General features: G+C 42.2%; 11 protein-coding genes. 7 read left to right on the top strand and 4 right to left on the bottom strand.

The features are described from left to right. The first annotated feature begins 49 nt into the window (after positions 1-49). The 7 genes from ACFSR6_RS08470 (at position 50) to ACFSR6_RS08440 (ending at position 10260) form a co-directional block, all read left to right on the top strand. On the top strand, positions 50-628 hold the full coding sequence (locus ACFSR6_RS08470; RefSeq protein WP_379077585.1) for an RNA polymerase sigma factor: 579 nt from the start codon (positions 50-52) through the stop codon (positions 626-628). A 115-nt stretch (positions 629-743) separates the two neighbouring features. After that, positions 744-1892: a FecR family protein gene (locus ACFSR6_RS08465; RefSeq protein ID WP_379077582.1), complete on the top strand. Its 1149-nt coding sequence runs from the start codon at positions 744-746 to the stop codon at positions 1890-1892. Between the two features lie 198 nt (positions 1893-2090). After that, entirely contained in the window at positions 2091-5681 is a 3591-nt protein-coding gene (locus ACFSR6_RS08460) for a SusC/RagA family TonB-linked outer membrane protein (RefSeq protein ID WP_379077580.1), read from the top strand. 15 nt (positions 5682-5696) lie between these two features. Further along, positions 5697-7157, top strand: coding sequence for a RagB/SusD family nutrient uptake outer membrane protein (locus ACFSR6_RS08455; protein WP_379077577.1), 1461 nt, complete (start codon positions 5697-5699; stop codon positions 7155-7157). A gap of 212 nt (positions 7158-7369) precedes the next feature. Beyond that, positions 7370-8617: a TlpA family protein disulfide reductase gene (locus ACFSR6_RS08450; protein ID WP_379077575.1), complete on the top strand. Its 1248-nt coding sequence runs from the start codon at positions 7370-7372 to the stop codon at positions 8615-8617. A gap of 14 nt (positions 8618-8631) precedes the next feature. Then, positions 8632-9081: a protein-disulfide reductase DsbD domain-containing protein gene (locus ACFSR6_RS08445; protein WP_379077572.1), complete on the top strand. Its 450-nt coding sequence runs from the start codon at positions 8632-8634 to the stop codon at positions 9079-9081. Positions 9082-9105: 24 nt separating this feature from the next. Then, complete coding sequence (locus ACFSR6_RS08440; protein ID WP_379077569.1) at positions 9106-10260, top strand: redoxin domain-containing protein; 1155 nt, start codon at positions 9106-9108, stop codon at positions 10258-10260. 278 nt (positions 10261-10538) lie between these two features. Here ACFSR6_RS08440 and ACFSR6_RS08435 read toward each other — a convergent pair whose 3' ends face one another. The 4 genes from ACFSR6_RS08435 to ACFSR6_RS08420 all read right to left on the bottom strand — a co-directional run bounded on the left by ACFSR6_RS08435 (position 10539) and on the right by ACFSR6_RS08420 (position 13937). Beyond that, positions 10539-11399 carry an SDR family oxidoreductase gene (locus tag ACFSR6_RS08435; RefSeq protein ID WP_379077567.1) on the bottom strand — a complete coding sequence of 287 codons (861 nt, stop codon included), beginning with the start codon at positions 11397-11399 and terminating at the stop codon, positions 10539-10541. 79 nt (positions 11400-11478) lie between these two features. Then, a complete protein-coding gene (locus ACFSR6_RS08430; protein WP_379077564.1) occupies positions 11479-12048 on the bottom strand; it encodes a Crp/Fnr family transcriptional regulator in 570 nt (189 codons plus the stop codon). A gap of 143 nt (positions 12049-12191) precedes the next feature. Then, on the bottom strand, positions 12192-13022 hold the full coding sequence (locus ACFSR6_RS08425) for an NAD-dependent epimerase/dehydratase family protein (protein WP_379077561.1): 831 nt from the start codon (positions 13020-13022) through the stop codon (positions 12192-12194). Positions 13023-13082: 60 nt separating this feature from the next. Then, positions 13083-13937, bottom strand: coding sequence for an AraC family transcriptional regulator (locus ACFSR6_RS08420; protein ID WP_379077558.1), 855 nt, complete (start codon positions 13935-13937; stop codon positions 13083-13085). Positions 13938-14030: the final 93 nt, after the last annotated feature.

The raw sequence follows: 14030 nt of genomic DNA, 5'->3' as shown, positions 1-14030 counted from the left end.
TAGCTATTTGTGATTTAATCATGATCTCTGGCGAAAGGTGCACATCAGGATGTCAAAGTTAACACGTGAAAAAGAGTTGGAATTACTTCATCGCCTATTATTGGATGATGAGGAAGCTTTTGCTTCTCTTTTTTACAACTATAAAGATAAACTCTACGGCTTTATTTTTAGGATAACAGAGTCCAGCGAGATTGCAAAAGATATTGTTCAGGATGTTTTTCTAAAAATTTGGAACACACGTCATAGCACACATCATGTAGAAAACTTCAATGCTTTTATTTACCGTATGGCCAAAAATGCTGCTCTTGACCACCTGAAACGGAAATCGCGTGAATTAATGGCTGTTTCCGATCTCCGCCTCATTTCTGATGAGCACATGGCCAGCGACCCATTCGAGGATATGAAAGCTACAGAAATCCAATCGAAATTCGAACATGCTTTGAAAAATCTACCAAAGCAGCAGCGCTTGGTTTATGAATTACGACATTTAAAAGGAGAAGAGTATCCTGCAATTGCAAAAAAACTAAATCTTTCCGTAGCAACCATCCGAAGCCATTTCAGAAATGCCCTCATTACATTAAAAGAAAGTATTTTCTTGCTTATTTTAATGATACTTTTGTGTTTTTAATCCCCGAAGTGCAAAAAAAATAAATAAAAAATAATTTTCTCTTGCACATTTTGACTGTTCTGTCGTCTTACCTTTAAAAACACGCTAAAATTGCGTTGATTTTTAAATTAAGTTTATGTCGAATGATACAGTAACAGCTTTACTAGCAAAATATTTAGAGGGTAAATGTGATAAAGAGGAACGGGATCAGTTATTTAGTCAGCTGGATACATTAGAACCCAAACAACTCGATGATCTTTTGAACAGCGCGTGGAAAGATTACGAATCTGACATGGAACTTTCAGAAGGAGATTCGCGTGAAATCCTTAATGCGATCTTAGCCAAGCGCAGTAAATACTCCTTAAAATACATCTCCATAGCTGCGTCTATTTTAATTGGTATCGTTACAGTTACTTACTTATTGCTTGCTCCTAAAAGAACCACCAATACCCAAAATATGGCTTACACAGGCATTAGGCCGGGCGGTAACAAAGCTGAGCTTCTCATGGCAAATGGGAAAAAAATATTACTGGGTAGCGGTTTTCAAAAAATTGAAATGCCAAATACCGGTTTAATAGTGCAGCAGCATGCAAACGGATCATTAACTTACACCAGGGGTATAAATACATCTCCTGCTAAAATTGCCTATGATACCCTTCGGACTCCAAAGGGTGGGGTTTACCAGGTTAACCTGAGTGACGGCACCAAAATTTGGCTCAATGCGTTTAGTGCGATCAGATTTCCTGAAAAATTTGCCCGTAACAGACGTGATGTCGAACTTCTATATGGTGAAGCGTATTTTGAGGTAAAACATATGACTGATGCACCGTTTGCAGTTAAAACGGCTGCAGGGATTGTTCGGGATTTGGGAACCAGTTTTAATGTAAACAGCATTGCTAATAACGGCCATGTTGCCGCCACTTTATTGGAGGGAGCTATTCAGGTAGAATCGAACGGTCAATTAAAAAAGGTAAAGCCCGGTCAGCAGGCGTTATTTAGTAAAAATAAAATATCGGTTAATGATGTAGACGTTGAGGAGATGACTGCCTGGAAAGATGGGTATTTTATGTTCGACGAATCGATGGAAAGTGCCATGAATAAAATTGCCTTGTGGTACGATGTAAAGGTTGAATACCAAAACGAAACCCTGAAACAGATTCCGGTCTTGGCTACGATAACCCGCTACGGTGAGATCAAAAATGTGCTGCGGATTTTGGAAATGACCAAAAAGGTGCGCTTTAATGTGAATGGAAGAACTATTAAAGTTGTGCGTTTTACGCCATAAATTAATACTAATGAACTGATTTATTATCAACCATCAAACCAAACTTAACTAAACCAACAACATGAAGAGTAACTAATTGCCACCACTTAAAAGAGGAAAAGGAGTGCTGGAACACCCCTTTCCAAACTCTTAAATCTTTCCGATCAGATCGGAAATGAACGTTTCTTACTAGGTAATTCACGATTTAAAAGAATGTAAATGTATAAAATTTCTGCGACAGATTTTATGCAGCTTCCATGCTGCGTCCATAAAGTTTTCAGGCTTATTAAGCCAACTTTTTTCCTGCTACTGATCTCGCTGTTACATGTAAGCGCATCAGGTTTAGCACAAAATATCACAATTAATCAAAAGAAAATCACTTTAGTAAAAGTGTTTAGAGAGATCCGGTCACAAACAGGCTATAGTTCAGTCTGGACCGATACAGAAGAGAAGAACAAAACTGTTAATGTAAGTCTTACGAATGTACCTTTGGATGCGGCACTTAAACAGATACTCGCTCAAACCAATCTTTCGTATAGCATCGATAAAGAAAACAAGGCGATTCTGATTTTCAATAAACCAAACACAGCAACAGTAAGTCCTTCAGGGTTGACAGATGTGAAAGGTGTTGTTGTCAATGTGCTGAAACAGCCATTGCTGGGTGCCACCGTTAAAGTTAAAAACAGTGAAATCTCCACACAAACAGGAGCCAATGGCTCATTTCGTTTATCGGGCATTGCCAATGATGCTGTTCTCGTAATCTCCTACGTTGGATATGCCATAAGGGAGATCAATGCATCGCCAGATATGGGAACCATTCAGCTTGAATTTGCTACCAATGATCTTGAATCGGTAAATGTTACCTTCTCCACAGGATATCAAACGCTATCGAGGGAAAGAAGCGCAGGCTCTTTTTCGAAACCCAGCCTGGCGGTTATGAGCAACAGATCCAGCAGCACCAATGTGTTGCAACGGCTGGACGGATTAGTACCCGGTTTAGCGGTGAATAATGCGCCTGACGCAGGTAACAATCCCTTTTTGATTCGTGGTTTATCATCAATCAATTCCAACAGGGGGCCGCTCGTGGTTTTAGATGGGGTACAGGTTCCTGATAATTTTATTCAAAACATCAACATGCAGGATGTTGCAGATATCACCATACTTAAAGACGCTACCTCCTCATCAATCTGGGGCGCCAAGGCCGCTAATGGTGTAATTGTGATTACTACAAAAAAAGGTGGTGCAGATGAAAAGTTAAAAATTGACTACGACGGGTACCATAATTTTCAGGGCATACCTGATCTGGGCTATATCCAGAAGATGAACAGCAGCCAGTTTATTGCTACTGCAAAGGAGCTATTTCCTCAATATGTGGGCAGTAATTCCTATAATTCAGTACAATTGACAGCCCCTCTTACCCCTCATTTGCAGGCACAGTATGATGCAAGCAGAGGCTTAATATCACAAGCCCAGGCCAATGCAAAACTCGATAGCCTGGCGGGAATCGATAACAGCGATCAGCTTAAAAAGTATTTCTACAGGCAGGCATCAACTACTAACCATACCTTGTCTGTATCCGGTGGTGGTAAAACACATTCGTTTTATGGTTCTGCTAACTATATCGGAACGGTTAATAATACTCCGGGCCAGACAGATGACCAGTACAAAATCAACCTGCGTCAGGATTTTAAGTTTAACAAAAGTCTCCAGGTTTACCTCATCACCGACCTCACCAACAGGGTTACCAGGAGCAACAATATCACCGTTCCGAGTTTGGATCTGGTGCCTTACCAGTTATTTGCTGATCCCTCAGGAAATCCGCTAATAGTTAACCATATGGGCAATTATAGCGATGATCTGCGTAAGGATTACCAGGCAAGAAGCCGTATCAATTTGGATTATTCCCCTTTACAGGAGATTGAGAGGGGATATACCAAAGGTAATGCATTATCTACCAGAGTTGTGGCCGGTGTTACACTGGAGCTTATAAAAGGCCTCCGTTATGAAGGAACATTCGGCTATAACATGAATTCTTTTAAAAAACGCGTGCAACTGGATCAGGGCAGTTATGCGGTAAGAGATGAGGTAATGACATTTACCCAGGCGCCTACGCTTAACAGTACCCCGGTGTATAATGTCCCGGCTTTTGGCGGCCGGCTAACTGCTACCGATGAACTGCTCAAAAGCTGGACGATCAGAAACCAGTTTTTGTATGATCACACCTGGCTTGATAAACATCAGCTGACCGTTATGGCAGGGCAGGAAGCAACCAGCAATTCCCCACTTTCAACAACAGCCATTTATAGGGGATGGGATGATCAGCTTCAGGTAGCAAGACCTGTAAATTATCAATTATTAGGTGAGGGTATTACCGGAACGGTACCAGGAGGAACAAGAACATTGGCCAATAATGTAACGGGCGGCGAAGGTGTAATCAGCCGAACTTCGTCTTATTTTGCCAATTTAGGTTACACATTCGACCGTAAATACACACTGAACAGCAGTATCCGTATTGATAGAAGCAACTTATTTGGCTTTGACCAATCGGCTCAGAACAGGCCCGTGTGGAGTGTTGGGGGTAAATGGGCACTTGGAAGAGAGGAATTTATGAAGCCTGTAAACTGGTTAAGCCGTTTAGATGTTAGGTTTACCTACGGTATTACAGGTAATGCGCCTACTCCAGGCACTGCAGCATCATGGGATATTTTGAAAGCTGAAACAAATGTCAATTATCCGAACGGCATTGGTCTGATCATCAATGCCCCCGCGAACAAAAAACTTACCTGGGAACTCACCAAAAACTACAATCTGGGACTGGATTTTGAAATCCTGAATGGTGTATTGTTTGGGTCGATAGACGGTTATATCAGAAAAACAAATGATCTGATCGGTAACCTGACAACCGCACCGCTCACGGGCTTTGCTTCAGTAATCGGAAACTTTGGCGATCTGCAAAACAAGGGTTTGGATATTTCGCTCAATTCGCTTAATATCAGTAGTAATCATTTCACCTGGACCACTTCATTTACCTTAGGGTACAATAAAAATAAAATATCGCGGCTTGCAAATGCTACACCCATCACTACCGGACCAGGTATGATTAGTACCAGGTTCCTGGATGGTTATCCTTCTTTTGTGGTATTTGCCTACAATTATGCAGGTTTAAATGCTTCCGGAGATCCACAGGTTAGACTGGCCGATGGAACGCTTACATCGAACCCTACAGCCACTACTGCCCAGGATGTAGTATACATGGGCAGTTCACAACCGGTTTACAGCGGTGGTTTTTCCAACAATTTCCGCTACAAAAATGTCACATTGGGCATCAATATTATTTATAACGGCGGAAACGTAATGTTCCGGGATGTAAATACCTTCTGGTCGGGCGTACCTTATTTAAATTACATGACCAGCGAGTTTGCCAACCGTTGGAAAGTAGCCGGAGATGAGAACAAGACCGATATTCCCCGGTATGCTGCTACAAGTGCGATTAGTGGCAGTAGAAATACGAACTATTATACTTATGCAAACAGCAATGTGTTTAATGCTTCTTTTGCGAAGATCCGCGACATCACGTTAGCCTACGATGTCAGGGGTGGGCTAATCAAAAAACTACATGCACAATCTATAACATTCAGGGCACAGGTTTCCAACTTAATGTTATGGAAAGCCAATGATTTAGGGATCGATCCGGAATTCCAGTCTTTAGGAAATGTTGGCGCAACTCAAACCGCCGGCAACACCGGAGCGATAAGAAACCTACGTACAGGGCAGGGAACAATAACACTTGGTGCTCATATCACACTTTAAATTGAATTAATAGTTATGAAACTCACAACGAAATACTTTTTAATGGCATTGTTTGCCTGCACGATGCTTTTAGCCGGCTCCTGCAAAAAAGATTTTTTGGAAATACAGCCAAAAGGATCACTGATTGCGCAAACTACAAATGATTATGAGCAGATCTTAAATGGTTTGTTCTTGCAAAACACCGTTTCTGCTTCTATTTATCTTGGAGATGACGTGGCCCTGCAAAATAATTATCTTGAAAGTGTGCCTTTACGTGTTCAACGTTTGTTCCGGTATGAGGATATGGTTTACGAGCAGAACGAACTTCCGCAGGAAATAACTGCCCCCACCGGTTATATTCAAAGGCTTTACCTTTTTAATAAGATCATCAACGAGGTAATGGGATCAACTCAGGGAACCGATCAGCAGAAAAGGCAGTTATTGGCTGAAGCAAAAGTTGGTAGGGCTATATGTAATCTGGCCTTTTTAAATGACTTTTCTTTGCCTTACAATCCTGCTTCTGCTTCAGCTGATTTGGGTATACCGCTCATTACTGCAGCTGATGTTACGCAAACCTCCTTTACCCGTGCAACTGTAAAAGAATGTTATACTGCGATCATCAAAGATTTAACAGAAGCCTTCCCCGATCTGGGGCCGGTTACGCACCGCAGGAGGTTATCTAAAATGGCTGCTGAATTCTTTCTTACCAGGGTATACATGAATATGCTTGATTTTGCTTCAGCTAAAACACATATTGATGGTGCTTTTGCAGAGTTATCCAAATCAACCATACCACTTGCGCTTTACGACTACAACACCGTTTTAGATGAAAATGCGGCCGGTTCCTGGTTTCCGCTCAACTTTCTCGGTGCCTTAAGCAATCTTCCCCTTGCAGCAAACAACAGCCAGATCATTTATAATATTTCTACCACGGTATGGAATTTCAATTTTGCTGATTGCCCGGTTTTTACTCCTCAGGCAGCAAGCCTTTACGGTGATGATGATAAGCGATTGCTGCTTTATTCAGACACCGAGTTGTTTGGCGACCTGATTTACCCTAAAAAAGTACGTCGTTATCCCAATTTCTTTCTTGATATAGGACCATCTCTACCTGAAATGTATTTAATGCGTGCCGAAATAAAGGCACGGGGAAATGACCTGATCGGTGCAAAGGCAGATGTTGAAGCGTTACGGTCGAAAAGAATGCCAGCCTCAACTGCGGCACTGCCTGTAAACGTAATTTCAGATCAACAGGCAATGGTTAGATTTATTTTAGATGAACGCGTTAGGGAGTTTGCACTTTCAGGCTTGAGGTGGTTGGATATGCGTCGTCTTTCTGTCGATCCGATTTACAAGGATCACATCATTCCTAAGCACTACCTGCTGGATGCTGACGGCAATGCTTTAAAAACATATACATTAACGCCAAAGCGCTATGCTTTGAAATTTGGAAGCCTTATGGTCAATCAAAATCAAGGATTAGTAGACAATCAATAACCTTCCGGGGCTGTACCAATTGAATATAGAATTGTCATCCTGAGTTTCCCGAAGTTTCGGGACAAGTAGTCGAAGGGCTTGTTTTTAAATGTCTTACAAGGCATTGCGATACTTCGTCAGGCGTAGTACAGGCTAAGCTCAGCGTTGACAGATTCGATAGAACTACCATTTTGATACAGCCTCATTATTATGACATAAATTAAATATCAGTTATGAAAATCAACAATTTAAAAAAATGTATTGCGACTTTAGTTCTGGGACTGTTGATCAGTTTCGGAGCTCAGGCACAACAGCCTAACCCTTTGGCTGAAAAGTATGACGAATTCACCCTTATCGCTAAGGTACAGGACCAGGAGAAATTTTATCACGACTTACTTAAAAAGATACCCGAAACCGAGAAAAATAGAAAACATTACGACCGTATCAGGGCAGCAATAGCCATCAACTGGCTTCATGAGGAAAATTTAGAGAAGTTCAAACAGTATGATAAGTCTGTTAAAGACGGTCTATCGTTGTATGAGCTAACCAACATTCTCGAAAAGTGGGTAGATGACAAAAAAAACCTGGCATGGATTGATGTCACTTCCAAACAATACCTTAAAGATATTGAAAACGGTTTACGTAAAGATGATTTCGAACACGCACACGAAGTCTTACTGGAAATTTCAGCTACAGTGGATTGTATAAATGGTAATAAAAGCTCCGCATTAGCAAAGATTAATGAAGCGCTTAAAGACGCTAAAATAAGGAACATGAATTATTTTAAAGATTCTAAGCCAAACTTCATCAGTCGTTATGCAGTCATTTTAGATGCAAACGGCCAAACGCAAAAGGCGATTGATACATTAACTGTTGCTGTTAAAGATGCAGAATCAAATCCCAAACTTTTAGCTACGCTTAAAACCATCTACGCAAAAGTAAATGGAGAAGATAACGCTGCAAAATATGTGGCTTCATTGCAGGATGAGGCTTATCAGCGCTATTATAAAGAACTTGAAGGTAAGTGGGATCCGGTGGGTAAACCTGCACCAGACCTTGCCATCACCAAATTAAATGGTGCGCCGTTTAAAGTGTCTGATTACAAGGGAAAAATCCTGATGGTTGATTTTTGGAGTACAACCTGTACGCCGTGTAAAGCTTGTTTTCCCGCTTTCGAAAGGGTAGTTGCAGATTACAAGAATGAACCATTTCAGTTATTTGTTGCGGGTATTGCAGAAGATAAGGAAACGCAGCAGCAATATGTCGATAAATCCAAGCTTACACTTGATGTGCTTCGCGATCCCGAAATGGCATTCTTTAAAGCAATTGGTGCGAAAGGCACACCGCATAAGTTTATCATCGATCCTAAAGGAATAATAAGGATGGAAGGAATTGGTTACGCTGGTTCAACTGATCGCGAATATTATGAAGTTAAAGCCATGGTAGAAATTACTAAAAAGCACGCTGCCCTTAACAATTAATTATTGATACCTATATGAAAAAAAATCTGATTTTATTATTCATCTGCTCGTTTTTTGCGATTAAATCATTCGGCCAGATTTATCATCCGGTAAAGTGGAGTTATGCTGCAAAGAAAACAGGCAAAAATGAAGCAGTTGTATTCGTAAAAGCCACTTTGGAAAAAGGCTGGCACTTATATTCACAGTATGTTAGAAAAGGTGGTCCACAACCTACAAAATTTACCTTTGAAAAATCAAACGCCTATAGCCTGATGGGGGCCACCAAAGAACCCGAAGCAATTGTACGTTTAGAGCCTGCATTTATGATGGAAGTCGGCTTTTTCGAAAGCGCAGTCGTTTTTCAGCAAAAAGTTAAGTTAACTGGTAAAAATGCCGCGGTAAAAGGGAAAGTAGAATTTATGGTATGTAACGATAAAATGTGTCTTCCTCCGGATGAAGTCGAATTTACCATTAACATTATTTAATATCCGGAACTATAAAATAAAAACATGAAAAAATTAATAATCGCCGCTTTATCAATTATGCAATTGAGTGCTTTTGCACAGGACGGCAAAAACACGTTTACCATCACAGGAAAATATGGCGAGTTTAATGCGCCGGTTAAAGCTTATTTGGATTATACTTTAAACGGTAAAGATATTACCGATTCGGTTACATTAAAAAACGGGGCATTTAAATTTGCCGGGACTGCTCCTTCTTCACCTGTTTCAGCCGAACTGAGTTTTGATACAAAAAGTGTTGGGAGAGATAAAAGTCTTGAACGTGGTACTGTAATTTTAGAACCGGGTAAAATCGTAGTGACGATAAAAGAGGGAAGCTCTTTCATTGGATTCCAGGTAACCGGAACACCAATGAACAATGATTATACCGAATTCAATAATCTCGTAGACGAAGCGTTAGCTAAAATGTCTCCCGAAGATCGGGCTTTTATGGAAGGAAAATCCAACCCACAAAACACACCTGATTTTGAAGATAAGCTGGAAGAATTCAAAAAAAGATATAGCAAGCTGACGAATGAAGCCTATGCAAAATTCGTTAAAACACATACAGATTCCGATCTTGCGCTCAACCTGATGTCTAAACTGGCTTATGATGGAGAATATACTGAAGTAAAATCTTTATTTGATGGATTTTCTGACAGAATAAAGAAAAGTGCTAAAGGTATAAACTTTGCTAAAACCTTAGCGCAGATGAAAGCTACCGCTGTTGGGCAAACAGCGCCTGATTTTGAGTTAGCTGATACAGAAGGGAAATTAGTAAAACTTTCTTCTTTCAGAGGTAAATACGTTTTATTGGATTTCTGGGCATCGTGGTGCGGTCCTTGCAGGGCAGAAAATCCAAACCTGCTCAGGATTTATAATCAATTCAAAGATCAAAACTTCACTGTGCTTGGGGTATCGCTTGATAAGAGCGAGGCAAAAAATCAGTGGCTGGCGGCTATAAAGACCGATGGTTTACCATGGCTGCAACTATCTGATCTTAAAGCCTGGGACAATGCAGCTGCAAAATTGTATGGTGTTAGTGCAATACCGCAAAATTTCCTTATTGATCCCAATGGTAAAATTGTTGGCAAGACCTTGGTAGGAAAAGGACTTGAAAATAAACTTATACAAATGCTTGGTAATCCTGTTAAAAAAGATTAGTGCTTAAAGGGTTAATAGTGAGTAATTTAATTGGTCTGGGTGTGCTGCATTTTTATTGTTGTTTAAAAATAAATAGCCATTAATTGCACTATCCGTAGAGTTTTGCAGGCGTGCTATAAATGAGCCCATAGAAGAGGGTCTCCGGCCCGGTAAAATGAAATTAAAATAACCCGGACGGGAAAAAGTCGTCACACTTTTGAGGTAGCCTCCATCCTGCAATGCTCCAATAAAAAACGGCAGTAGCCCAGGCTACTGCCGTTTTTGTATATCCTTTTCACTTACAATAATTCACCCATCCCGAATACCACCAATCCTTTGGCAAATTGTTCAGCTACAGCCTGGTTGGCAGCTTCAATGTATTGGCCGGTTATAGGATCTACTACCGTACGTAATGGCCGGGTGCCTTTTGGGGTACCGATCAGTTTTACAATGGCATCCGCAACATCCTGTGGGTTGGGTTTTTTAGCCTGCATTTCTTCACCCAATGCGGCTACCATTTTGTTGGGTATACCGGCAATGGCGCCATAGCCCTCAAATACACCCTGATCAGATGCAGGATTGTTCTTTTGCTGCATTTCTGTCGGGAAAGCGCCTGGCTCCACAAGCACCACATCTATTCCTAAACGTTTCACTTCGTAATGCAAGCCTTCGCTTATTCCTTCCAGCGCAAACTTGGAGGCCGCATAAATGGTCGCAAACGGGAACGATACCCGCCCAAAGCCGCTGGTGATGTTAATGATCAGTCCCTCGGCCTGTTTGCGCATGGCGGGCAGTACCTGTTTAATCAAACGCCAGGGGGCATAAACATTAATATCGAAAGTGGTGTGCACATCGGCTGTGGTAAAGCTCTCGGCTACACCGGTCATTCCGTAACCGGCATTGTTCACCAGCACATCAATAACGCCTTCTTTAGCCAAAATGCCATCAACGGCCTGCTTCACGCTTTCATCGTCAGTCAGGGTAACGTCTAAAACGGTTATGTTCTCTACAGCGGCTAAAGCCCGGGCCTTTTCAGCATTTCGTCCATGGGTATCGCGCATCGTGGCATAAACCCGATGCCCCAAGGCGGCTACGCTCTGGGCGGTAAGCCAGCCAAAACCACTATTTGTTCCGGTTATTAATACGATCTTTTTGCTCATCTTTTTGTATTTTTTAAATGAATAAGCAAAGGTTGAGAATGGCTATTAAAAAACATTTACCATTTGGTAAAAAGCATCATTAACGGATATTACGGCGTATACGGCTCAGCGATTGCTGGGTAATGCCCAGATACGAGGCTACGTGCGAAAGTGGAATGCGGTTGATGAGGTTTGGGAAGCCCTCTATGAACGACAGGTATCGTGTGGTGGCATCTTCTGAAACCAGCGGACTGCGCCGTTCCATAGCCAGTGTAAGGCATTTTTTGATCATGTTGGCCTTCATCATTTCCCAGCCTACAATGGTGCCGGATAACTCGTCCCAGTCTTTTTTAGTAAAAGCAAGCACTTTGCAGTCGGTAACGGCCTGTACATATTCTGCGGCGGCGATCTGCGATTCAAATCTTTCGTTGTCGACCACAAAATTATGTTCGTCTACAAAATAATTGGTCACCTCCTCACCTTTGTTGTTATAATAACAGAAACGGAATACGCCTTCCAGCACGAAGGCCACATAGCGGGGCACCTTACCCGCTTCAGACAGGTAATCATCTTTTTTGAATTCGAGGATTTGAACCTTGCTCAGCAAAAAGTCGATTTGTTGTTTGTTCAGGTCACCAAATTGCAGGATAAGATTTATTAGCGCTTCCATTAGGTAAAGATAACAAGCATCGCAAAGCAGTTATTTACCAAATGGTAAAAAATGAGCTGAGCCAGACACAAGCACCCAAAAGCCCTGAGCTATTCAGGAACTTTCTGTAGGTGCGGGTGAAATGTTAAAAATTGCATAAGCGGTTAGAGCAGCTTTTTCTGCACCGCCTGGTGAACTGTTCTCACCGAAGCCCGGAAGCCTAAACTACGGGCCAGCGATGCATCGACATGCAGGTGCCAGGGGTTAACCAGCGGGGCTGCAGATGAGGCCATCGGTTTGCCAACAAGTTGCAATAATTCGTAAAGTGTTGTTGGTGCCTCATCTGCGATATTAACTACCCGACCATCCATGGTCCCTTGCAAAGCCATCACGACAGCGGTATATATATCACGATGGTGGATGGTACTCATCCGCATGGCCGGATGAAATTTAGCGGCAACTACGTGTTTAGGCAATTCTTCCAGGTGGCCGTCGCCATCCCCGTAAACAAACGGGAAGCGGAGAACCGACCCATTCAATCCGCTTTCGCTTAATTCCTTTTCTGCAGCCACTTTACTGGCCGGATAGGCATGCTGCGGGCTAAGCGCATCGTCCTCACGGCCGGGGTGCGGGTTGTCTGCGTCATAAACATTACTGGTACTTGCCAATATGAAGCGGGCATCTGCAGCATTACGCTTTACGGCGTTAATGAGGTTGCGCGTACCCTCCAGGTTACTTTTCCAGATCAGGTCTGTATCCGGTGATCGGAATACGGCGGCCAGGTGAATGATGGCTACTGCATCTTTTACGGCTGCTTGCAGTGTCGGCTGATCGAACAAGTCGCCCTCTATAGGAGTTACCCCGGCCGGAACTTCTTTTCCACGTACCAGTGCAGAACAATCATATCCTGCTTCAACAAGGCGGGGCAAAAGCCTTGAACCTACTAAGCCGGTTGCACCGGTTACCAATATTTTACCAAATTGTCTGTTCATCATTAATTATTTTTAGACAAAGGTGGTGCTAATGTAATAGATAGGTTCGGACAAAAGCCGCTTTTACAGGGACAAATCCTGATAAAAGGCAGCTATCGTTTTCCCGGTTACTTTTTTGAACAAACGCGAAAAATACCCCGGGTCATTAAAGCCGAGCTCAAATGCCAGTTCCTTTACAGAGGTATTGGGTTCATTATACATCCGGCGCCGTGCCTCTATGATTAAACGGTCGGTGATGAATTCCTTAGGTGAAACACCGGAATGTTGTTTTACAATCCTATACAAACCATCGGTGCTTAAGGCCAGCTTTTCTGCAATTTCCGTTATGGCAGGTTGATCGGTAAGGTTATCCTCTACAAATAGTTTGAACCCTAAAAATTTATCAAGCCTTCCTGCCACAGGCTTTTTATGCAATACAAAATAAGCAGTATTTATTTCTGTAAGCAGGCTGTTCAGGTAAGCCAGGATCAGCTCCGGATTACTGTCGACAGTGTGTAACAGTTCTTTTAAAATCTTAAACGTATTCCAAAGCCTGAGTGCAGCATCAGGTAGAAAGCTGATTTTTTGCCGGTTCAGGGGATTAAGCAAAAAGGGGAACTTTTTCGGTAACCGAGCGAGGCACTCATTGTCAAATCCTAATTTATAATAGTCTGCGCCATGACCGCCTGAAGCCAGTTGCCTGACCTGGTGAGGCAAGGCAAAAAGGAGCTCATTTTCACCTCCCTCCATCGTTTCCCCATCAATAACCTCTGAGCTGCTTCCTTGCCATACGAAAAGAAAGAAATAGTATGGCAGCCGCTGGGCAGAACCGTATTGCGCTGCCGACTCCGCTGATATACGGCCAAACTCCGGCGTAACCATACGTATAGGAAGTCCTTTGTTCTGGCTCAGGTTTTCGGGAAAAGTTTTAATGGCCATAATTTCTAACGATCATTATGAAGCAAAGTTACCAATTAGTTGCGATGATTTATTTTAAGCAAGGTTTTTGCTACCCCAAACTATTGGCAGAAT

It is taken from the genome of Pedobacter vanadiisoli, from assembly GCF_042684385.1.
Taxonomy (GTDB): domain Bacteria; phylum Bacteroidota; class Bacteroidia; order Sphingobacteriales; family Sphingobacteriaceae; genus Pedobacter; species Pedobacter vanadiisoli.
The sequence above is the reverse complement of the archived record's forward strand: the minus strand, read 5'-3'. Positions and strand labels throughout refer to the sequence as shown.